Annotated in this window: 20 protein-coding genes; 8 read left to right on the top strand and 12 right to left on the bottom strand. The window is 70.4% G+C overall.

Annotated elements, in window-relative coordinates; all coding sequences use genetic code 11:
• From ACGFNH_RS00475 to ACGFNH_RS00490, 4 genes are all read right to left on the bottom strand, one after another.
• Positions 1-327: a non-heme iron oxygenase ferredoxin subunit gene (locus ACGFNH_RS00475; RefSeq protein WP_393650748.1), complete on the bottom strand. Its 327-nt coding sequence runs from the start codon at positions 325-327 to the stop codon at positions 1-3.
• Entirely contained in the window at positions 324-1,511 is a 1,188-nt protein-coding gene (gene sufD, locus ACGFNH_RS00480) for a Fe-S cluster assembly protein SufD (RefSeq protein ID WP_393650749.1), read from the bottom strand. Before sufD ends, ACGFNH_RS00475 begins: the two co-directional genes overlap by 4 nt.
• Before the next feature lie 120 nt (positions 1,512-1,631).
• A complete protein-coding gene (gene sufB, locus ACGFNH_RS00485) occupies positions 1,632-3,053 on the bottom strand; it encodes a Fe-S cluster assembly protein SufB (RefSeq protein ID WP_393650750.1) in 1,422 nt (473 codons plus the stop codon).
• Positions 3,050-3,865, bottom strand: coding sequence for a helix-turn-helix transcriptional regulator (locus ACGFNH_RS00490; protein WP_393650751.1), 816 nt, complete (start codon positions 3,863-3,865; stop codon positions 3,050-3,052). Before ACGFNH_RS00490 ends, sufB begins: the two co-directional genes overlap by 4 nt.
• Positions 3,866-4,043: 178 nt before the next feature.
• On the opposite strand from ACGFNH_RS00490, the gene ACGFNH_RS00495 reads away from it, so the two are divergent.
• The 3 genes from ACGFNH_RS00495 to ACGFNH_RS00505 all read left to right on the top strand — a co-directional run bounded on the left by ACGFNH_RS00495 (position 4,044) and on the right by ACGFNH_RS00505 (position 6,969).
• Positions 4,044-4,970: an ABC transporter ATP-binding protein gene (locus ACGFNH_RS00495; RefSeq protein WP_393650752.1), complete on the top strand. Its 927-nt coding sequence runs from the start codon at positions 4,044-4,046 to the stop codon at positions 4,968-4,970.
• Positions 4,967-5,749: an ABC transporter permease gene (locus ACGFNH_RS00500; RefSeq protein ID WP_393650753.1), complete on the top strand. Its 783-nt coding sequence runs from the start codon at positions 4,967-4,969 to the stop codon at positions 5,747-5,749. The genes ACGFNH_RS00495 and ACGFNH_RS00500 overlap by 4 nt, the downstream gene beginning before the upstream one ends.
• Positions 5,750-5,973: 224 nt before the next feature.
• Positions 5,974-6,969 (top strand): heme A synthase, encoded by a 996-nt coding sequence (locus tag ACGFNH_RS00505; protein ID WP_393650754.1) that lies wholly within the window; start codon positions 5,974-5,976, stop codon positions 6,967-6,969.
• On the opposite strand, the gene ACGFNH_RS00510 is transcribed toward ACGFNH_RS00505, so the two are convergent.
• From ACGFNH_RS00510 to ACGFNH_RS00520, 3 genes are all read right to left on the bottom strand, one after another.
• On the bottom strand, positions 6,943-8,307 hold the full coding sequence (locus ACGFNH_RS00510; protein ID WP_393650755.1) for an amidohydrolase family protein: 1,365 nt from the start codon (positions 8,305-8,307) through the stop codon (positions 6,943-6,945). The two genes, ACGFNH_RS00505 and ACGFNH_RS00510, sit on opposite strands and share 27 nt — an antisense overlap.
• 54 nt (positions 8,308-8,361) lie before the next feature.
• Positions 8,362-8,733, bottom strand: a complete 372-nt coding sequence (locus tag ACGFNH_RS00515; protein ID WP_393650756.1) for a hypothetical protein — start codon at positions 8,731-8,733, stop codon at positions 8,362-8,364.
• Between the two features lie 125 nt (positions 8,734-8,858).
• Positions 8,859-9,833 (bottom strand): heme o synthase, encoded by a 975-nt coding sequence (locus ACGFNH_RS00520; RefSeq protein ID WP_393650757.1) that lies wholly within the window; start codon positions 9,831-9,833, stop codon positions 8,859-8,861.
• Between the two features lie 292 nt (positions 9,834-10,125).
• Here ACGFNH_RS00520 and tkt point away from each other — a divergent pair, with 292 nt between their 5' ends.
• Genes tkt through pgl form a run of 5 tightly spaced genes read left to right on the top strand, consistent with a single transcriptional unit; the run spans position 10,126 to position 16,710 of the window.
• Positions 10,126-12,204, top strand: coding sequence for a transketolase (gene tkt, locus ACGFNH_RS00525; RefSeq protein WP_393650758.1), 2,079 nt, complete (start codon positions 10,126-10,128; stop codon positions 12,202-12,204).
• A gap of 34 nt (positions 12,205-12,238) precedes the next feature.
• Complete coding sequence (gene tal / locus ACGFNH_RS00530) at positions 12,239-13,357, top strand: transaldolase (protein WP_393650759.1); 1,119 nt, start codon at positions 12,239-12,241, stop codon at positions 13,355-13,357.
• A 1-nt stretch (position 13,358) separates the two neighbouring features.
• Entirely contained in the window at positions 13,359-14,882 is a 1,524-nt protein-coding gene (gene zwf, locus ACGFNH_RS00535; RefSeq protein WP_393650760.1) for a glucose-6-phosphate dehydrogenase, read from the top strand.
• Positions 14,879-15,931 (top strand): glucose-6-phosphate dehydrogenase assembly protein OpcA, encoded by a 1,053-nt coding sequence (gene opcA, locus ACGFNH_RS00540; protein ID WP_393650761.1) that lies wholly within the window; start codon positions 14,879-14,881, stop codon positions 15,929-15,931. The genes zwf and opcA overlap by 4 nt, the downstream gene beginning before the upstream one ends.
• Positions 15,928-16,710 (top strand): 6-phosphogluconolactonase, encoded by a 783-nt coding sequence (pgl, locus tag ACGFNH_RS00545; protein WP_393650762.1) that lies wholly within the window; start codon positions 15,928-15,930, stop codon positions 16,708-16,710. Before opcA ends, pgl begins: the two co-directional genes overlap by 4 nt.
• 76 nt (positions 16,711-16,786) lie before the next feature.
• On the opposite strand, the gene pgi is transcribed toward pgl, so the two are convergent.
• From pgi to ACGFNH_RS00570, 5 genes are all read right to left on the bottom strand, one after another.
• Entirely contained in the window at positions 16,787-18,463 is a 1,677-nt protein-coding gene (gene pgi / locus ACGFNH_RS00550; protein WP_393651455.1) for a glucose-6-phosphate isomerase, read from the bottom strand.
• Between the two features lie 242 nt (positions 18,464-18,705).
• Positions 18,706-19,041: an RNA polymerase-binding protein RbpA gene (locus ACGFNH_RS00555; RefSeq protein WP_079101126.1), complete on the bottom strand. Its 336-nt coding sequence runs from the start codon at positions 19,039-19,041 to the stop codon at positions 18,706-18,708.
• Between the two features lie 190 nt (positions 19,042-19,231).
• Positions 19,232-19,468, bottom strand: coding sequence for a preprotein translocase subunit SecG (gene secG, locus ACGFNH_RS00560; protein ID WP_393650763.1), 237 nt, complete (start codon positions 19,466-19,468; stop codon positions 19,232-19,234).
• Between the two features lie 155 nt (positions 19,469-19,623).
• Complete coding sequence (gene tpiA, locus ACGFNH_RS00565) at positions 19,624-20,400, bottom strand: triose-phosphate isomerase (protein ID WP_393650764.1); 777 nt, start codon at positions 20,398-20,400, stop codon at positions 19,624-19,626.
• A gap of 132 nt (positions 20,401-20,532) precedes the next feature.
• Positions 20,533-21,735 (bottom strand): phosphoglycerate kinase, encoded by a 1,203-nt coding sequence (locus ACGFNH_RS00570; RefSeq protein ID WP_393650765.1) that lies wholly within the window; start codon positions 21,733-21,735, stop codon positions 20,533-20,535.
• Between the last annotated feature and the right edge of the window lie 46 nt (positions 21,736-21,781).

Raw genomic sequence — 21,781 nt, forward strand, 5'->3', positions numbered from 1 at the left:
TCAGGACTCCTGGGTGACGGAGACGAGCACGTCGTCCCCTTCGATCTTTACGGGGTATACGGGGACAGGGCGCGTCGCGGGCAGGCCGGACGGCTTGCCGCTGCGCAGGTCGAAGCGCGACCCGTGCAGCCAGCACTCGATGGTGCAGTCGTCGACCTCGCCCTCCGAGAGCGACACGTTCGCGTGCGAGCAGATGTCGTGGATCGCGAACACCTCGCCCTCGGTGCTGACGACCGAGACCGGCACACCGCCGAGCTCGACACGCGTGGGCGTGTCCTCCTCCAGCTCGCTCAGCGCGCAGACGCGGACGAAGCCTTCGACGCTCATGCGACGGACGCCTCCAACTCGGCCTCGATCTTGGTGAGGAGGCGCTCCTCGACGTCCGGCAGGCCGATCTGCTGGACGAGCTCGGCGAAGAAGCCCCGGACGACCAGCCGGCGGGCCTCGTCGGCCGGGATGCCGCGGGACATCAGGTAGAAGAGCTGCTCGTCCTCGAAGCGGCCGGTCGCCGAGGCGTGGCCGGCACCGACGATCTCGCCGGTCTCGATCTCCAGATTGGGGACCGAGTCGACGCGGGCGCCGTCGGTGAGGACGAGGTTGCGGTTCAGCTCGTAGGTGTCGGTGCCGGTCGCGGAGGCCCGGATCAGCACGTCGCCGATCCACACGGCATGCGCGTCCTTGCCCTGCAGGGCGCCCTTGTACGCCACATTACTGCGGCAGTTGGGGGCCTCGTGGTCGACGAACAGCCGGTGCTCCTGGTGCTGGCCGTTGTCGGTGAAGTACAGGCCGTAGAACTCGGCCTCGGCGCCGGGACCCACGTAGCGCACACGGGGGTGCAGGCGCACGAGGTCGCCGCCGAAGGTGACCACGACGGACTTGAACGTCGCGTCACGGCCGACGAGGGCGGTGTGCTGCCCGGCGTGGACCGCGGTGTCGTCCCAGTCCTGGACGGAGACGACGGTCAGCTTGGCGCCGTCACCGAGGTGGTACTCGACGTTGGCGGAGAGCACCGCGTCACCGGTGTGGTCGATCACGACGACGGCCTCGGCGAAGGCGCCGAGCTCGATGATCTGGTGCCCGAAGGCGGTGCCGCCCTCGCCGTGCACGGCGATCCGCACCGGCTCGGTCAGCACGGCGTCCTTGGGCACCGAGACGACCGAGGCCTTCTCGAAGCCGGAGAACGCCTGCGCGGCGACCCGGTCGACGGGCTTGCCTGCCTTGCCCACGCGGGCGTCGTCGCGGCCCACGGTCTCGACCGTCACGCCCTCGGGCGCGGTGATCTCGACCTTGACCCCGGCGCCGTCGGCGACCGCGGTGCCGTCGTGCAGGCCCTTCAGCCGCTCGAGCGGAGTGAAGCGCCACTCCTCCTCGCGGCCGTGCGGCACCGGGAAGTCCGCCACGTCGAAGGACGGCGGCGCACTCATCCGGGTGGCGATGGTGGACTCGCCGGCCACCGAGATCGATCCGGTGGTGGTGGCACCCGCCGCTGGGGAGTTCTCAGGCTCAGCCATAGCTGTCGTCGTGCTCTCTCTCATCACGTCAGAAAAACAGTGCTGCTTCGGGGACCGGACGGGCCGGGGGCACTCCCCCGGCTACCGCCGGGGACCCCCACCCAGCGATAGCTGGGGGAGTCAGCCGACCGCGCCCTCCATCTGCAGCTCGATCAGCCGGTTGAGCTCCAGCGCGTACTCCATGGGCAGCTCACGCGCGATCGGCTCGACGAAGCCGCGCACGATCATCGCCATGGCCTCGTCCTCGGACAGCCCACGACTCATCAGGTAGAAGATCTGGTCGTCGCTGACCTTGGAGACGGTCGCCTCGTGGCCCATGGACACGTCGTCCTCGCGGACGTCCACGTACGGGTACGTGTCCGACCGGGAGATGGTGTCGACCAGGAGTGCGTCGCAGAGCACGTTGGACTTCGAGCCCTCGGCGCCCTCGCCGATCTCGATCAGACCGCGGTAGGACGTACGGCCGCCGTTCCGCGCCACCGACTTGGAGACGATGTTGGACGAGGTGTTCGGCGCCATGTGGACCATCTTCGCCCCGGCGTCCTGGTGCTGGCCCTCGCCCGCGAAGGCGATGGACAGGGTCTCGCCCTTGGCGTGCTCGCCCATCAGGTAGACGGCCGGGTACTTCATCGTGACCTTGGAGCCGATGTTGCCGTCGACCCACTCCATGGTCGCGCCCTCGTAGGCCACGGCGCGCTTGGTGACCAGGTTGTAGACGTTGTTCGACCAGTTCTGGATGGTCGTGTACCGGCAGCGGGCGCCCTTCTTCACGATGATCTCGACGACCGCGGAGTGCAGCGAGTCCGACTGGTAGATCGGCGCGGTGCAGCCCTCGACGTAGTGGACGTAGGCGTCCTCGTCGACGATGATCAGCGTCCGCTCGAACTGGCCCATGTTCTCGGTGTTGATCCGGAAGTAGGCCTGCAGCGGGATGTCCACGTGCACGCCCTTCGGCACGTAGATGAACGAGCCACCGGACCATACGGCGGTGTTCAGGGAGGCGAACTTGTTGTCGCCCGCCGGGATGACGGTGCCGAAGTACTCCTTGAAGAGCTCCGGGTGCTCCTTGAGCGCGGTGTCGGTGTCCAGGAACAGGACGCCCTTCTCCTCCAGGTCCTCGCGGATCTGGTGGTAGACGACCTCGGACTCGTACTGCGCCGCGACACCGGCGACGAGGCGCTGCTTCTCGGCCTCGGGGATGCCCAGCTTGTCGTACGTGTTCTTGATGTCCTCCGGCAGGTCCTCCCAGGAAGCGGCCTGCTTCTCGGTGGAGCGCACGAAGTACTTGATGTTGTCGAAGTCGATACCCGACAGGTCCGAGCCCCAGTTCGGCATGGGCTTCTTGCCGAAGAGACGCAGCCCCTTCAGACGCAGCTTGAGCATCCACTCGGGCTCTGACTTCTTCCCGGAGATGTCGCGGACGACCTCCTCCGACAGACCGCGCTTCGCGGAAGCGCCGGCGACGTCGGAGTCGGCCCAGCCGTACTCGTAATTGCCCAGGCCCTCGAGTTCGGGGTGGGCAGTCTCCGTGGGGAGAGTCATGCGGGGTTCCTCCCGGCCGTGCTTGCAGATGCTGTGGTGGTCCTGGTCGTGCGATCGCCCGGTGGCGCCGGGCCGTGGCCCGCCTTCGGGACGAAGGTCGTGCAGACCCCGTCGCCGTGGGCGATCGTGGCCAGTCGCTGGACATGCGTGCCGAGCAGGCGGGAGAAGACCTCGGTCTCCGCCTCGCACAGTTGCGGGAACTGCTCGGCGACGTGGGCGACCGGGCAATGGTGCTGGCAGAGCTGTTCACCGACCGGTGCGCTGCGCGCTGTAGCAGCGTACCCGTCGGCCGTCAATGCCCTTGCCAGTGCCTCGGTTCGGTCTTCGGGTGCGGCGCTCTCGACGGCCTCGCGGTAGCTCTCCGCCTGGGCGGCGAGGCGGGCGCGGGCGAAGGCCGCGACCGCGGCATCGCCCTTCTCGCCTCCACCGGCGGCCTCGGCGATCCAGCGCAGGGCGTCGACGGCGAGATGGTCGTAGGCCTGCTCGAAGGCGTCCCGCCCGCAATCGGTCAGGGCGAACACCTTGGCGGGGCGGCCACGGCCGCGCGAGCCGTAGACCCGCTGCTCCCGGGGCTCGACGACGCCGTCGGTCAGCAGGGAGTCCAGATGGCGGCGGACCGCGGCCTGGGTCAGCTGGAGCCGCAGGGCGAGCTCGGCAGCGGTGGACGGGCCGTGGTCGAGGATCGACCGGGCCACGCGGTTCCGGGTGCTGCGCTGGCCTTCGTCGCCGAACGGCGTCGTGGGAGCGGGCACGCCCGACGCGGCGGTCGCCTCGACCGCCGGGGCCTTCTGCGCCTCGCTCACGTATTTCACAACGCCATTGTTGCGTAATTCCCCGGACCGCGACAAGCGAAGATCCGTACGCCGGAGGGTGTGCTCGATCACTTAGGGTTACCTAAACAGCGAGGCCGGCGCGTGGACGGCGCCGGGGAACGCCCGGCTCCGGCCCCTGAAGTCCCCGGCCCCCGCGGCGCTTCGTACACTGCCGGGCATGCAAAGCGACCCCGTCGTCCAGGTCCAGGGTCTGGTCAAGCGGTACGGCCGGAAAACCGCGGTGGACGGCCTCGATCTCTCCGTCGGGGCGGGCACGGTGACGGCGGTCCTCGGCCCCAACGGCGCCGGGAAGACCACCACCGTCGAGACCTGCGAGGGCTACCGCAGACCGGACGCCGGGACCGTACGAGTCCTCGGCCTCGACCCCCTCTCCGAATCCGCGGCCCTCCGACCCCGCATCGGAGTGATGCTGCAGTCCGGAGGGGTCTATCCGGGTGCCCGCGCGGAGGAGATGCTGCGCCACACGGCCAAGCTGCACGCGCACCCCGTCGACGTCGATCCGCTCATGGAGCGCCTGGGACTCGGCGCCTGCGGCCGTACGCCCTACCGCCGGCTCTCCGGCGGGCAGCAGCAGCGGCTGGCGCTCGCGATGGCCGTGGTCGGGCGGCCGGAGCTGGTCTTCCTCGACGAGCCGACGGCCGGACTCGACCCTCAGGCACGGCGTGCCACCTGGGACCTGGTGCGCGAGCTGCGCACGGACGGCGTCACCGTCGTGCTGACGACCCACTCCATGGACGAGGCCGAGCAGCTCTCGGACGACGTCGCCATCATCGACGGCGGCAGGGTCGTGGCCCAGGGCAGCCCGGAGGAGCTGTGCCGCGGCGGCGCGGAGAACACACTGCGCTTCTCCGGCCGCCCCGCCCTCGACGTCTCCACGCTCCTCAAGGCGCTGCCTCCCGAGACGACAGCGGTCGAGCTGACCCCCGGCACGTACCGCGTCACCGGAGAGGTCGGCCCGCAGATGCTGGCCACCGTCACCACCTGGTGCGCACAGCACGGGGTGATGCCGGAGCGGATCTCCGTGGAGCGGCACACCCTCGAGGACGTCTTCCTGGAGCTGACCGGCAAGGAGCTGCGCGCATGACCGCCACCGGCACGGCCACCGGCACCTTCGTCCCGAAGCCCGGGCGGGCTCCGCTGGGCCGCATGATCGCGGCGCAGACGGCGCTGGAGACGCGGATGCTGCTGCGCCACGGCGAGCAGCTCCTGCTGACCGTGGTGATCCCGACGCTGCTGCTGACCCTGTTCAGCACGGTCGATGTCGTCGACACCGGTGACGGCGCGGCGGTGGACTTCCTCGCGCCCGGCGTTCTCGCACTCGCCGTGATGTCCACGGCCTTCACCGGGCAGGCCATCTCCACCGGCTTCGAGCGGCGCTACGGCGTCCTGAAGCGGCTGGGCGCCTCGCCGCTCCCCCGCTGGGCGCTGATGACCGCGAAGACCGGCTCGGTGCTGGTCATCGAGGCCCTGCAGATGGTGCTGCTCACCCTTGTCGCCTTCGCGCTCGGCTGGTCGCCGCACGGCAACCCGCTGGCCGTCGTCCTGCTGCTCGTCCTCGGGACGGCCGCGTTCTCGGGCCTCGGCCTGCTGATGGCGGGCACCCTGCGGGCGGAGGCCACCCTGGCGGCCGCCAACCTGGTCTTCCTGCTCCTGCTGGTCTGCGGTGGCGTCATCGTGCCGCTGGACAAGTTCCCCGAGGGTGCGCAGGCCGTGCTGCAACTCCTGCCCATCTCGGCGCTGTCCGACGGGCTGAGGGACGTCCTGCAGCAGGGAGCCGGCATCCCGTGGGGCGACCTGGGACTGCTGGCCGGATGGGCGGCCTTGAGCCTGGGAGCGGCGGCACGGTTCTTCCGCTGGGAGTGACGCTGCCGTCTCTGCCGGAATGACGCCTCGTCGCCTCAGTGGTGACGCCGCGTCCTTACGGCAGTGACGCCTCGCCCCTCTGCCACGGTGACGCCTCGCCCCTCTCCCGCGGTGGCGCCCCCGTCCCTCCCCGCGGGGACGTTTCCGCCCGCCACTCCCCCGTCCCGCACTCGTACGAGGGGGGGTTGTGAAGCCGTGCACAAGCGCCCGCATACGATAGGCCCGTGCCGAAGTTGCTCGAAGCCGCGCGGAATCCTCTCGCCTTCATCGCCCAGCGCTGGACCCCGTCCCCACGGACGCTCCGGCGCGCTGCCCTTGCCGCCCTCGTCATGAGCGTGGTCATCGTGATCACCGGTGGCGCCGTCCGGCTCACCAGCTCGGGCCTGGGCTGCCCGACCTGGCCTTCCTGCACCGAGGAAAGCCTCACCACCACCCGGGAGATGGGCGTCCACGGCGTCATCGAGTTCGGCAACCGCATGCTGACCTACGTGCTGTGCGCCGCCGTCGGCGGGGCGATCATCGCGGCCCGCGCCGTCAAGCCCCGCCGCAGGAGCCTCACACGGCTCGGTTGGGCGCAGTTCTGGGTCGTCATGGGCAATGCCGTCCTGGGCGGCTTCACCGTGCTCACCGGCCTCAACCCGTACACCGTCGCGGCGCACTTCCTGCTCTCCACCGCGCTCATCACGGTTGCGCTGCTGACCTGGCAGCGGGCCGGCGAGGGCGACGCCGCACCGCGTCCGCTCGTCGGCCGTGCGGTCACGCAACTCGCCTGGGTGCTCGTGGCCGTGACCGGCGCACTGGTCGCCGTCGGCACGCTGGTGACGGGCGCCGGCCCGCACGCGGGCGACTCCAGCGACGTGCCGCGCATCGGGATCGACTGGACGCTCATCGCCCAGATCCACGCCGACCTCGCCTGGATCGTGGTGGCGCTCACCGTGGCCCTGTGGTTCGTTCTGAAGGCGGTCGACGCCCCGGCCGGGCCGCGTGCCCGTACGCGCGACCTGACGCTGGTCCTGCTGTCCCAGGGCGTGATCGGCTACGTCCAGTACTTCACCGAGTTGCCCGAAGTCCTCGTCGCCACCCACATGCTGGGGTCGTGCCTGGTGTGGATCGGGGCGCTGCGCGTGCTGCTGTCGCTGCGCGAGCGACCGGTCTTCGAGAGGCCCGGAGCCCCTGGCCCGGCGCCGGAGGGCTCAGCCGTTCCGGCCGCCGCGGTCTGAGCCGTAGGCGCGACCGACCGCGCCGTACGCCCGCCCGGCCCCGTCCGAGACGTAGGAACGCCCCACACCGTCCGACCCGTACGCGCGACCGAACCCGTCCGACCCGTGCACCCTCCCCACCCCGTCCGACCCGTACGCGCCGTACGCGCCGTACGCGGGTTCGCTCAGCCCGTACACCCGGCGGGCGTTGCCCGCGGCGATCAGCCCGGCGACCCGCTGTGCGTCGCTCCGCGACCACAGGCCCTCGGCCACCCACTCGGACAGCAACTGCCGCAACGCCTCCTGGAAGAGCCGGGCCCCGACCACATGCAGCTCCGGCAGCCCGAGCCCGCCGGTGGAGAAGAGCAGTTTCCCGAAGGGGGCGAGCTCCAGCGCCTCGGCGAGGACGGTTCGCGCGCTGGGCCCGGAGCGGGAGAGCGCCGGCCCGATGTCGGCGTACACGTGCGGGAAGGCGTCCGCGAGGCGGGCCGCCTGGCGGTGGTACGGGTACGCGTGCAGCAGCACGAGATCCGTGCCCAGCCCGGCGGTGGCCGCGACGAATGCGGTGAGGGCCGCCGGGTCCGTACGGCAGGAACACGACCCGATGTCGCCCGTTCCGCCGTGCAGTTGGAGCGGAAGCCCCGTCGCCACGGCCGTCCAGAGCAGATGGCGCAGCAGCACCGGGTCGGTGAGGCTTCCGCCGTCCCGCAACGTGTCCGTGGCCGCGCCGTCCGGGCGGGCGAGCACCCGTAGCGCGCCCGCCGCTCGTCTCTCGCGCCGGCGGCCCGCCAGCCACGCCCCGGCGGCGCGGGACACCTCGGCGGGGCCCGGCGGTTCGGGGGCGAGCGCGAACCCGTGGCGGGATCCGGCGACGGAGGTGAAGGCGACGGCCGACTGGGCGGCGCCGTGGACGGCTTCCGCGAGGTTGGCCATGAAGCCGTCGGCGGTGCCCGAGGTGTCGGCGACCTGCTCGGCGAGCAGTTCCAGACGCACGATCTCGTGGGCTGCCGCATCGCCGGCGGCGGCCAGTTCGACGGGTTGCGTGAGGTCGCCCGCCGGCCCGGTGTCCACCAGGTACGTGCCGATGCCGGTCGAGCGCAGCAACCGGCGCCCGGCTTCCAGGACACCCAGTTCGCGGCGGCGCGCAAGGTACGTCGTGGGCGGGCAGTGCGGCTCGAGCCCGAGCAGTGGCGGGCACCAGCGGCGTACGGCGAAGCCGGTCCGGGTGTCGAAGAAGGTGGTGCCGGGGGCGGCGGGCGAGGCGGACCGGCTCAGGCACGCTTCGAAGGTGCCGAGCCCCAGCTCCGTCCGGAACACGCCATGGCAGTGCTGGTCCACCAGCAGTGGCAATTCGATCACAGCGCCCGCCCTTGTCGTCGGTACCGTCGTACCGTCTAACGGGCGGGCCGTGCCTCAGGTGTTGCTCGGTCCCCCGACCTGGATGCCTGCCATGCGGGACCACTCGTACGGGCCGGTGCGCACCTTGGCCACCGGGTCCCCGGCGAAGGAGTCGTGGAGGGTGATGCCCGCCTTCTCGGCGGCGCGTTGCGCGGTCGCGTGATCGGTGGCCACGAGGTCGCCCCAGGCGCCGTCCTCGCCGACCAGGACGATGCGGGTGCCCGCCTGCCCGATGTATTCGAGCGAGCCGTCGGCGCGGCCGCCGTGGCTGCGGGAGAACCGCTCGATCTGCTTGGCCAGTCGGTCCGCCCTGCGCTCGGCGCGGGCGTCTCGCCGGGGCCCGTCAGCCTCGGCCTGCGTCTCTGCCTTCTCAGCCTTCTCTGCCATGACTGAATGCTACTCGCCAGTATTGCGTTGTGAGAGAGCACCCCTCGAAAACTTTGAGGGGGACCCGGGTGACCCGGGCCGGGCGCGGGACGGCGGCCGCAGGAGTTCGTGCCGGCGGGAACGGACTAGCGCAGGAAGGGGTCGACCGCGATCGCCACGAACAGGATCGACACATAGGTGATGGACCAGTGGAACAGCCGCATCTCCTTGAGCTTCGCTCCCGTGACCCCGGCCTTGGCGCGGGCGCGCAGCGCGTGGGCCTCACGCAGCCACCAGCCACCGGCCAGGACCGCGACCACGGGGTAGAGCCAGCCCACGTAACCCAGCGGCCAGAGGGCCAGGGAGACGGCCACCATGACCCAGCTGTAGATCACGATCTGGCGGGCGACCACGAGGTTGGACGCGACGACGGGGAGCATGGGCACGCCCACCCGCGCGTAGTCCTCCTTGACCTTCATCGACAGCGGCCAGTAGTGCGGCGGGGTCCAGAAGAACATCACGAGGAAGAGGACCAACCCGGCCCAGGAAACGGAGTTGGTGACCGCGGACCAGCCGATGAAGACCGGCATGCAGCCCGCGATGCCGCCCCAGACGATGTTCTGCGCGGTACGGCGCTTGAGCAACATCGTGTAGACGATGACGTAGAAGAGCAGAGCCGCCAGAGCGAGCGCCGCCGAGAGCCAGTTGACGAAGTAGCCGAGCCAGGCGGTGGAGATCACGGCCAGCGCGAGACCGAAGGCCAGGCACTCGCGCGGCGAGACCATGCCGGTCACCAGTGGGCGCTGGGAGGTGCGGTCCATCAGCGCGTCGATGTCGCGGTCGATGTACATGTTGAGCGCGTTCGCGCCGCCCGCGGAGAGGTAGCCGCCGATGCAGGTGGCGATCACGAGCCACAGATCGGGGACGCCCTGCTCGGCGAGGAACATCACCGGAACCGTGGTGATCAGGAGCAGTTCGATGATGCGGGGCTTGGTCAGGGCGACGAAGGCCAGGACACGGGCCCCGAACGGCCGGTGACCGGACACTTCCGCGAGCTCCCCCATGGCCCCGCGGGCATGAGGGGTACCCCCACCCGAAGGACGGGAATCGACGGCCGTCACGCACACCCCTGTAAAGCGGCCTCAGCGACTCGCGCCGCGGGCACAGACCAGCAAGCACCGGACCGTGGGGCCGGTTACGACTTGCGCGTACCACGCCACTCTAGACGTAGCGGATACGCCGTTCGCCGCGGGGGTCGGTCGTGTTGGGCGGCCTCCTCGAGCGCAGCTCTTCGCGCCCCTGCGGCGCCCCGGCGCCGCGAACGGCACGGAAGAGGGCCAAGGGTAGGCTCGACAGCGTCCGGTGTGCAGAACGTCACCGGCATCGACATGTGGAGAGGAGCCCTGACTCAGGGTGAGCACGAAGCCGACCACAACAGACCTCGAGTGGGCCGAACTGGACCAGCGGGCCGTGGATACCGTTCGCGTCCTGGCCATGGATTCCGTGCAGAAGGTCGGTAACGGCCACCCGGGCACGGCCATGAGCCTCGCTCCCGCCGCGTACATGCTCTTCCAGAAGCTGATGCGGCACGACCCGTCCGACCCGCAGTGGACGGGCCGCGACCGGTTCGTCCTCTCCCCGGGCCACAGCAGCCTGACCCTCTACATCCAGCTCTACATGGCCGGTTACGGTCTCGAGCTCGATGACCTCAAGGCGTTCCGCACCTGGGGCAGCAAGACCCCGGGGCACCCCGAGTTCGGGCACACGGTCGGCGTGGAGACCACCACGGGACCGCTCGGGCAGGGCATCGCCAACGCGGTGGGCATGGCGATGGCGGCCCGCTACGAGCGCGGTCTGTTCGACCCGGACGCACCCCAGGGCACCTCTCCGTTCGACCACACCATCTGGGCCATCGTCTCCGACGGCGACCTGGAGGAGGGCATCTCGGCGGAGGCCAGCTCGCTGGCCGGCCACCAGAAGCTCGGCAACATCGTCGCCCTCTACGACGACAACCACATCTCCATCGAGGGCGACACCGCCACCGCCCTCTCCGAGGACGTGCTGAAGCGCTACGAGGCGTACGGCTGGCACGTGCAGCGCATCGAGCAGGACGCGTCCGGCGACTTCGACGTCAAGGCGCTGTACACGGCGCTGAAGGCGGCGCAGGACGAGACCGAGCGCCCCTCGATGATCGCGGCCCGCACGATCATCGCCTGGCCTGCCCCCAACGCGCAGAACACCGAGGCCTCCCACGGCTCGGCGCTGGGTGCCGAGGAGGTCGCGGCCACCAAGCGCGTGCTCGGCTTCGACCCGGAGCGCGACTTCCAGGTCGACGAGGAGGTCGGCTCCCACGTCCGCAAGGCGGTCGACCGCGGCCGCGAGTTCCGTGCCGCCTGGGACAAGCAGTTCCAGGAGTGGCGTGCCGCCAACCCGCAGCGCGCCGCCGAGTTCGACCGCATCGCCGCGGGCGAACTGCCCGAGGGCTGGGAGCACAAGGTCCCGGTCTTCGAGGCCGGCAAGGACGTCGCCACCCGCAAGGCGTCCGGCGAAGTGCTGAAGGCGCTCGGCGGTGTGATCCCCGAGCTGTGGGGCGGCTCCGCCGACCTGGCCGGGTCCAACAACACCACGATCGACGCCTCGTCCTCCTTCCTGCCCGCGGACAACCCACTGCCGGAGGCAAGCCCGTACGGCAGGACCGTGCACTTCGGCATCCGCGAGCACGCCATGGGCTCGGCCATGAACGGCATCGCGCTGCACGGCAACACCCGCATCTACGGCGGCACGTTCCTGGTCTTCTCCGACTACATGCGCCCGGCGGTGCGCCTGGCCGCGCTGATGCAGCTCCCCGTCACCTACGTCTGGACGCACGACTCCATCGGTCTCGGCGAGGACGGCCCGACCCACCAGCCCGTCGAGCACATGGCCGCGCTGCGCGCCATCCCGGGCCTGAACATGGTCCGCCCGGCCGACGCCAACGAGACCGCCATCGCCTGGCGCGAGATCATGCGCCGCCACGGCGCCAAGCCCGGCCCGCACGGCCTGGCCCTGACCCGGCAGAACGTGCCGACGTACGAGTACAACGAGGACGCCGCCAAGGGCGGTTACGTGCTGCTGGAGGCCGACGGCGGCCCCGCCGAGGTGATCCTGATCGCCACCGGTTCCGAGGTGCAGCTCGCGGTCAAGGCGCGCGAGAAGCTGCAGGCCACGGGCGTGCCGACCCGCGTCGTCTCGATGCCGTCCGTCGAGTGGTTCGAGGAGCAGGACCAGGGGTACCGCGACAGCGTGCTTCCTCCGTCCGTCACGGCGCGCGTCGCCGTCGAGGCAGGGATCGGACTGACCTGGCACCGCTACGTGGGCGTGGCCGGGCGGATCGTCTCCCTGGAGCACTTCGGGGCATCCGCCGACTACAAGGTGCTGTTCCGCGAGTTCGGTCTCACGGCCGACGCCGTGGAGGCGGCGGCCCGGGAATCTCTGGCCGCCTCCGGTCGCTGACGCTGGTATACGACAAGTAGGAGATGCATTTCTCATGGCAGACGCACTCAAGCGCCTCTCCGACGAAGGCGTGGCGATCTGGCTGGACGACCTGTCGCGCCAGCGCATCACGTCCGGGAACCTCGCCGAGCTGATCGACCAGCAGCACGTGGTCGGCGTGACCACGAACCCGTCGATCTTCCAGAAGGCCATTTCCAGCGGGGACGGCTACGAGCAGCAGCTCGCCGACCTCGCGGCCCGCCGGCTGACCGTCGAGGAAGCCCTGCGCATGATCACGACGGCGGACGTCCGCGACGCCGCCGACGTGCTGCGCCCGGTCTTCGAGGCCACGGGCGGCCGCGACGGCCGGGTCTCCATCGAGGTCGACCCGCGCCTGGCGCACAACACCCGGGCCACCGTCGCCGAGGCCAAGCAGCTCGCCTGGCTGGTCGACCGGCCGAACACCTTCATCAAGATCCCGGCCACCAAGGCGGGACTCCCGGCGATCACCGAGACCATCGCCAAGGGCATCAGCGTCAATGTCACGCTGATCTTCTCCCTGGAGCGCTACCGCGAGGTCATGGACGCCTACCTCACGGGTCTGGAGCAGGCCGACGCCGCAGGTCTCGACGTATCGAAGATCGAATCGGTCGCGTCGTTCTTCGTCTCCCGCGTGGACACCGAGATCGACAAGCGGCTGGACGCCCTGGGCACCCCGGAGGCCAAGGAGCTGCGCGGCAAGGCTGCCGTCGCCAACGCCCGGCTCGCCTACGAGGCCTACGAGGCGGTCTTCTCCTCCGCGCGCTGGCAGGCCCTGGAGAAGTCCGGCGCCAACCGCCAGCGCCCGCTGTGGGCCTCCACCGGTGTGAAGGACAAGGCGTACAAGGACACGCTCTACGTCGAGGAGCTGGTCGCCTCCGGGACCGTGAACACCATGCCGGAGGCCACCCTCGGGGCGGTCGCCGACCACGGCGAGATCCGGGGCGACACGGTGCGCGGCACCTATGACGAGGCCAGGGCCGACATCGAGGCGCTGGAGAAGCTGGGCATCGGCTACGACGAGGTCGTCCAGCTTCTGGAGGACGAAGGGGTCGAGAAGTTCGAGGTGTCCTGGAACGACCTGCTGAAGTCCACCGAGGCGGAGCTTGCGCGCCTCGCTCCCGCGGAGGCGTGAATTGACCAGCGGCAACCCGCTGCGCGACCCGAAGGACCGGCGGCTCCCGCGGATCGCGGGGCCGTCCGGCCTGGTCATCTTCGGCGTCACGGGCGATCTGTCCCGTAAGAAGCTGATGCCCGCGGTCTACGACCTGGCCAATCGCGGGTTGCTGCCCCCGGGCTTCTCCCTGATCGGCTTCGCCCGACGGGACTGGTCGGACGAGGACTTCGCGAAGGTCGTTCACGACGCGGTCAAGGAGCACGCCAGGACCCCGTTCCGCGAGGAGGTCTGGCAGCAGCTCGCCGAGGGCTTCCGCTTCGTGCCCGGCCAGTTCTCCGACGACGCGGCCTTCGAGCGGCTGAAGTCGACCATAGAAGAGCTGGACAAGGCGCGCGGCACGGGCGGCAACTTCGCCTTCTACCTGTCCGTCCCGCCGAAGTTCTTCCCCACCGTCGTCCAGCAGCTCAAGACCCACGGTCTGTCGGAGGGGCCCGGCGAGTCCTGGCGGCGTGCCGTCATCGAGAAGCCCTTCGGCCACGACCTGGCGAGCGCGCAGGAGCTGAACCAGGTCGTCCACCAGGTCTTCCGGCCCTCCGACGTCTTCCGGATCGACCACTACCTGGGCAAGGAGACGGTCCAGAACATCCTGGCCCTGCGCTTCGCCAACACGATGTTCGAGCCGGTCTGGAACCGGTCGTACGTCGACCATGTGCAGATCACGATGGCCGAGGACATCGGCATCGGCGGCCGGGCCGGCTACTACGACGGCATCGGCGCCGCCCGTGACGTGATCCAGAACCACCTGCTCCAGCTCCTGGCGCTGACGGCCATGGAGGAGCCCTCCTCCTTCGACGCCAAGGCGCTGGTCACCGAGAAGCTGAAGGTCCTCAAGGGCGTCAAGCTGCCCCAGTACCTGGACAAGCACACCGTGCGCGGCCAGTACGCCCATGGCTGGCAGGGCGGCGTCGAGGTCCTCGGCTACCTCGAGGAGGACGGCATCAGCCCCGACTCGCGGACCGATACCTATGCCGCGATCAGGCTGGAGATCGACAACCGCCGCTGGGCGGGCGTCCCGTTCTATCTGCGCGCCGGCAAGCGCCTCGGCCGGCGGGTCACCGAGATCGCGGTGGTCTTCCAGCGCGCCCCGCACTCCCCCTTCAACACCTCCGACACCCAGGAGCTGGGCGAGAACGCCCTGGTCATCCGGGTTCAGCCGGACGAGGGCATCACCATCAGGTTCGGCTCCAAGGTGCCCGGCACCTCCATGGAGCTCCGGGACGTGACGATGGACTTCGCCTACGGCGAGTCCTTCACCGAGTCCAGCCCGGAGGCGTACGAGCGGCTGCTCCTCGATGTGCTCCTCGGCGATGCGAACCTCTTCCCCCGCCACCAGGAGGTGGAGGAGTCCTGGCGCATCCTGGACCCCATCGAGCAGTACTGGGACAAGCACAGCAGGCCGGAGCAGTACACCGCCGGCACCTGGGGGCCGAAGGCGGCCGACGAGATGCTCGCACGCGACGGAAGGTCCTGGCGCAGGCCATGAAGATCGATCTCACGGAGACCAACTCCAGCCAGATCAACGCCTCCCTGGTCAAGGCGCGCCGGGCCATAGGGTCCCCGGCCGTCGGCATGGTGCTCACCCTCGTCATCGTCACGGACGAGGGGAACCACTACGACGCCCTGAAGGCCGCGAGCGAGGCATCCAGGGAGCACCCCTCCCGGATCCTCGTGGTCATCAAGCGGCCGGGGCGCTCGCCGCGCGACCGGAAGATGGCCCGTCTGGACGCGGAGGTACGGGTCGGCGGTGAGACCGGCACGGGTGAGACGGTGCTGCTGCGGCTGCACGGCGAACTCGCCAACCACGCCCACTCCGTCGTCCTGCCCCTGCTGCTCCCCGACGCTCCGGTGGTCGTGTGGTGGCCGGACGACTCCCCCGAGCACCCCGCCGAGGACCTGCTCGGAAAGCTCGCGCAGCGCCGTATCACCGACGCGGCGGCCACCGAGGACCCGGTCGCCACGCTCGCGCTGCGCGCCCGTACGTACAGCCCCGGCGACACGGACCTGGCGTGGACGCGGATCACGCCGTGGCGCAGCGTGCTGGCCGCGGCGCTGGACCAGCGGCACTCGGCGATCACCTCCGCCGTGGTCGAGGGCGAGGCGTACAACCCGAGCAACGAACTCCTCGCGCTCTGGCTCTGCCACCGGCTCGGTGTGCCGGTCGAGCGGGAGATGTCGGAGGGCCCCGGAGTGACGGCCGTACGCCTGGAGACCACCGACGGGCCGATCCACCTGGACCGGACCGACGGCTCGCTGGCCGAGCTGGCGATGCCGGGCCAGCCGGACCGGCACGTGGCGCTGCACCGCCGCGACACCTCCGAGCTGATCGCGGAGGAGCTGCGGCGGCTGGATCCGGACGACATGTACGCGGACACGGTCAGGTTCGGGGAGACCAAGCCCGGCCGGAAGGTCATAGAAGCCGGTACCGGAACACCGTCGGCGGGCACCGGCGACAAGGCCGGGTCCGGCAGTGAGGCCAAGCAGCCCGCCCAGCCGAGGAAGAAGGCCACGGCCCGGAAGGCGACTGCCTCGTGAGCACCCCCCAGGTCGTCGTCCACCGCGACAAGGCTGTGATGGCCGAGGCCGCCGCGGCCCGGCTGATCACCAAGATCGTGGACGCGCAGTCCGCGCGCGGTTCCGCGTCCGTGGTGCTCACCGGCGGCCGCAACGGCAACGGCCTGCTGGCCGCGCTCGCCACGTCCCCGGCCCGCGACGCCGTGGACTGGCCGCGCCTTGACCTGTGGTGGGGCGACGAGCGGTTCCTGCCCGAGGGCCACCCGGACCGCAACATCACCCAGGCGCGGGAGGCGCTGCTCGACGCGGTGCCGCTCGACCCGAAGCGGGTGCACCCGATGCCGCCCTCGGACGGGCCGTACGGGGCCGATGTGGAGGCCGCGGCGGAGGCGTACGCCACCGAACTGGCCACCGCGGCACGGCCCGAGAACCATGCGTCGGTGCCACGCTTCGACGTCCTTCTGCTGGGGGTCGGTCCGGACACCCATGTGGCTTCGCTCTTCCCCGAGATGCCGGCGGTACGGGAGACCGAGCGCACCGTCGTCGGCGTACGGGGTGCGCCCAAGCCGCCGCCCACCCGGACCTCGCTCACGCTGCCGGCGATCCGTTCCGCGAACGAGGTATGGCTGCTCGCCGCGGGCGAGGACAAGGCGAAGGCGGCCGCGATCGCCCTGTCCGGTGCGGGCGAGGTGCAGGCGCCGGCGGCCGGGGCGTACGGGCGCAGGCGCACGCTGTGGCTGCTGGACGCGGCCGCGGCGTCGCAGTTGCCGCGGGGGCTCTACCCGCCCTCCTCGCCTTGAGGCGCTGACGGCTTCATACGCGCGACGGCCCCCGCACACCGGTGCGGGGGCCGTCGCGTGTGCGGGCGGCAGGATCCTAACGCCCGCGCAGCGAGCGGTAGGTGGAGACGAGCGCGGCCGTCGAGCTGTCCAGGGAGTCGATGCCGGTGCCCTGGGTGAGCACCGGTTCGATGCGCTTGGCGAGCACCTTGCCGAGTTCGACGCCCCACTGGTCGAACGAGTTGATGTTCCACACGGCGCCCTGGACGAAGACCTTGTGCTCGTAGAGCGCGACGAGCTGGCCCACCACGGACGGGCTGAGCTCCTTGGCCAGGATGGTCGTCGTGGGGCGGTTGCCGGGGAAGGTGCGGTGCGGCACCAGTTCCTCGGCGACGCCCTCGGCCCGTACCTCCTCGGAGGTCTTGCCGAACGCGAACGCCTGCCCCTGGGCGAACAGGTTGGCCATCAACAGGTCGTGCTGGGCGGCGAGTTCGGGTGCCAGCTCCCTGACCGGCCGGGCGAAGCCGATGAGATCGGCAGGGATGAGCTTGGTGCCCTGGTGCAGCAACTGGTAGTACGCGTGCTGGCCGTTGGTGCCGGGGGTGCCCCAGACGACGGGCCCGGTCTGCCAGTCCACCGGACGGCCCTGACGGTCCACGGACTTGCCGTTGGACTCCATGTCGAGCTGCTGGAGATACGCGGTGAACTTCGCCAAGTAGTGGCTGTACGGGAGGACGGCGTGCGACTGCGCGTCGTGGAAGTCGCCGTACCAGACGCCGAGCAGGCCCATCAGCAGAGGGGCGTTGGCCTCGGGCGGCGCGGTCCGGAAGTGCTCGTCGATCAGGTGGAATCCGTCGAGCAGCTCGCGGAAGCGGTCCGGGCCGATGGCGATCATCAGGGAGAGCCCGATGGCAGAGTCGAAGGAGTAACGGCCGCCGACCCAGTCCCAGAACTCGAACATGTTCTCCGGGTCGATGCCGAACTTCTTCACCTCGGACGCGTTCGTGGAGAGCGCGACGAAGTGGAAGGGCACCGCGGACTCTCCCCCCGCCTCCGGCCGGGTGTCCGCGGCCTTGAGACCGTCCAGGAGCCAGGAGCGGGCGGAGACCGCGTTGGTGACGGTCTCGATGGTGGTGAAGGTCTTCGAGGCGACGATGAACAGCGTCTCGGCCGGGTCCAGGTCCCGTACCGCCTCGTGCAGGTCCGCGCCGTCGACGTTGGAGACGAAACGGACCGTCAGGGAGCGGTCGGTGAAGGGCCGCAGGGCCTCGTACGCCATCGCGGGGCCCAGATCCGAGCCGCCGATACCGATGTTGACGACATTGCGGATGCGTACGCCTGTGGAGCCGACCCACTTGCCCGAGCGGACGGCCTCGGCGAAGCTCGCCATCTTGTCGAACACGGCATGCACCTTGGGGACGACGTTCTCGCCGTCGACCTCGACGACCGCGTCGCGCGGGGCGCGCAGGGCGGTGTGCAGCACGGCGCGGCCCTCGGTGCTATTGATCTTCTCGCCGCGGAACATGGCGTCCCGCAGGTCGGCCACACCGGTCGCCGCCGCCAGGTCCCGCAGGAGTGCGAGCGTCTCGTCCGTCACCAGGTGCTTGGAGTAGTCGAGATACAGGTCGCCCACCTGGAGGGAGTACCGCTCGCCGCGTCCCGGCTCGTCGGCGAAGAGTTGACGCAGCGACACCTCCCCCAGCCGTTCCCGGTGCTCGGCGAGCGCGATCCACTCGGGCATCCGGTCGAGCCTGGTCCGGCCTGCTGCGTTCATCTCCGACATCAGCCCTTTTCTTCTCGTGCGTAGTCCCCGCTGCCCGCCCCAACCTAATCGATGACACTCATCGAGGTGAGGAGGGACGGCCCGTGCCCGGCCGCGCCGGGCACGGGGTGTTCCGGAAGAAGCGGCATCCGCTCGGGAAGAAGCAACAGCCCGGCCGGGCAGCTCTGAAGAAGCTGCCCGGCCGGGCCGAAAGTCATGGTGTCGCGCGGATCCGCGGAGCCGGAATCCGGCGGTCAGATCTCGCCGCGGAGCTTCGCGAGCGCCTCGGCGAGGATCGCCTCACCGTCGGCGTCGCTGCGCCGCTCCCGTACGTACGCGAGGTGCGTCTTGTACGGCTCGGTGCGCGGCGGGTCCGGCGGGTTGTCCCGGTCCTTGCCGGCGGGGAAGCCGCAGCGGGGGCAGTCCCACGTTTCGGGAATCTGCGCGTCGCTGGCGAAGCTGGGGACCGTCTCGTGCCCGTTCGAGCACCAGAAGGAGATGCGGAGACGCGGCGCGGACTCGCCACGCTCGGCCTCACCCATCGGCCCCGCTCCGACCCGGCTTCCACGGATCGCGTTGCCACTTGCCACGGTCGTATCTCCCTGCGTCATGGTGCCGCAAAGCTTCGGTCGGCAGCTCCGCTGCCCGAGGCGCCCCAGTTTACGTAAGGCCCAACGCGCGTCCAGTGACAGGAGTTACACCCGCCCCCGGGACGTCCCCCGGAACGCCGACATCATGATAGGCCGCGCCCGCCGGAGCACGTGGTGCGGACAACGGAGGTCAGCTGTCCAGCTTCATCAGCAGACCGAGGACAATAATGCACGCAAACCAGAGCAAACCGACCACCACGGTGATCCGGTCGAGGTTACGCTCGGCGACCGACGAACCACCGACGGAGGACTGCATGCCGCCGCCGAACATGTCGGAGAGACCGCCGCCCTTCCCCTTGTGCATCAGCACCAGCAGCATCAGCAGCCCGCTGAAGACGATCAGGGCGATGGAGAACCCAACAGTCACGGCTGGACCCACTCTCTCGGAAACTCGGAATCGAATCGGACGGTATGGTGCGGCGGCGGAGCCGGGGGCCGGGTACGGGACCTGATGCGGTCCGCACCACCCGACCCCCGACAGGGTACGACGGAGGAGGCCCTGCGGCCTACTCGCTGGTCGGCCTACTGGTCGCGGAACCGGACGATCTTGACGAACTCGTCGACGTCCAGCGATGCCCCGCCGATCAGGGCGCCGTCCACATCCGGCTGCGCCATGATCGCCGCGACGTTCCCGGACTTCACCGAGCCGCCGTACTGGATCCGGACCGCCTCGGCCACATCCTGGCTGTAGAGCTCGGCCAGACGGCCGCGGATGGCCCCGCAGACCTCCTGGGCGTCCTCGGGGGTGGCGACCTCGCCGGTGCCGATCGCCCACACCGGCTCATAGGCGACGACGATCGTCGCGGCCTGCTCGGCCGTGACGTCCTTGAGGGCGCCGTCGAGCTGCGCGAGGGTGTGGGCGACCTGGTTGCCGGCCTTGCGGACGTCGAGGCCCTCGCCGATGCACAGGATCGGAGTCAGGCCGTTACGGAAAGCGGCCTTGACCTTGCCGTTGACGATCTCCTCGTCCTCGCCGTGGTACTGCCGCCGCTCGGAGTGACCGATGGTGACGTAGGTGCACTTGAGCTTGGACAGCATCGGGCCGGAGATCTCACCGGTGTACGCACCGGAGTCGTGTGCGGAGAGGTCCTGCGCACCGTAGGCGATCTTCAGCTTGTCGCCGTCGACCAGGGTCTGGACCGAACGCAGGTCGGTGTAGGGCGGCAGGACGGCCACGTCGACCGCCTCGTAGTCCTTGTCGCTCAGGGCGAAGGCGAGCTTCTGGACGTGTGCGATGGCCTCGAGGTGGTTGAGGTTCATCTTCCAGTTGCCGGCCATCAGCGGGGTGCGGGTGCTCATGCCCCTCCTTCTGGATTCGCTGCCGGGGCATTCGCCCGGGAGATACCGCCGTCTCCGCCCGCGCGGCGCAGAGGTGCGGGATTCGTATGGAACTGCGGCCGTGCGGCCGCGCGCGCGTCGCTCACCGGAGGGTCAGTCCTCCAGCGCGGCGAGACCGGGGAGCGTCTTGCCCTCGAGGTACTCGAGGCTCGCGCCGCCGCCGGTCGAAATGTGGCCGAAGGCGCTCTCGTCGAAGCCCAGGATGCGCACCGCGGCGGCCGAGTCGCCGCCGCCGACGACGGTGAAGGCCGGGCTGTCGATCAGGGCCTGGGCGACGGCCCGGGTGCCCTCGGCGTAGTCGGGGTGCTCGAAGACGCCCATCGGGCCGTTCCAGAAGACGGTCGCGGCGTCGGCGAGCTTGGTGGCGTACAGCTTCCGGGACTCGGGGCCGATGTCCAGACCCTCCTGGTCGGCCGGGATGGCGTCCGCGGGGACGACCGCGGGGTTCGCCGGGGCCTTGGTCTTCAGGTCCGGGAACTCGGGCGCGGCCAGGACGTCGACGGGGAGGACGAACTCAACACCGCGCTCCTCCGCCCGCCGCAGGTACGCCTGCACGGCAGGGACCTGGTCCTCCTGGAGCAGGGACTTGCCGACCTCGTGCCCCTGGGCCTTGAGGAAGGTGTACGCCATGCCGCCGCCGATGAGGATGCGGTCGGCCTTCTCCAGCAGGTGGTCGATGACCCCGAGCTTGTCGGAGACCTTGGCACCGCCGAGCACCACGGCGTACGGGCGCTTGACGTCCTCGGTGAGCTTCTTCAGGACCGCCAGCTCGGCCGCGATGAGCAGCCCCGCGGCGTGCGGGAGGCGGGCCGGGAGGTCGTACACCGAGGCGTGCTTGCGGTGGACGGCGCCGAAGCCGTCGCCCACGTACACATCGGCCAGGGCGGCAAGCTGGTCGGCGAAGGCGCCGCGCTCGGCGTCGTCCTTGCTGGTCTCACCGGGGTTGAAGCGCAGGTTCTCCAGCAGCGCGACCTGGCCGTCGGCCAGCCCGGCGACGGTCGCACGGGCCGACTCACCGACAGTGTCGGTGGCGAACGCGACGCCCTTGCCCAGGAGTTCGGCCAGGCGCTTGGCGGCCGGTGCGAGCGAGAACTGCGGGTCCGGGGCGCCCTTGGGCCGGCCCAGGTGGGAGGCGACGATCACCTTGGCGCCCGCGTCGGCGAGCTTGGTGAGGGTCGGCAGGACGGCGCGGATGCGGCCGTCGTCGGTGATGGTGGTGCCGTCCAGCGGCACGTTCAGGTCGGCGCGGACGAACACCCGCTTGCCGCTGACCTGGAGGTCGTCGATCGTCTTCAATGGGGACTCCGTGTCGTCTTCGATCAACAGGACAGGGCCCGGACGA

Source organism: Streptomyces sp. NPDC048639, assembly GCF_043199075.1.
Taxonomy (GTDB): domain Bacteria; phylum Actinomycetota; class Actinomycetes; order Streptomycetales; family Streptomycetaceae; genus Streptomyces.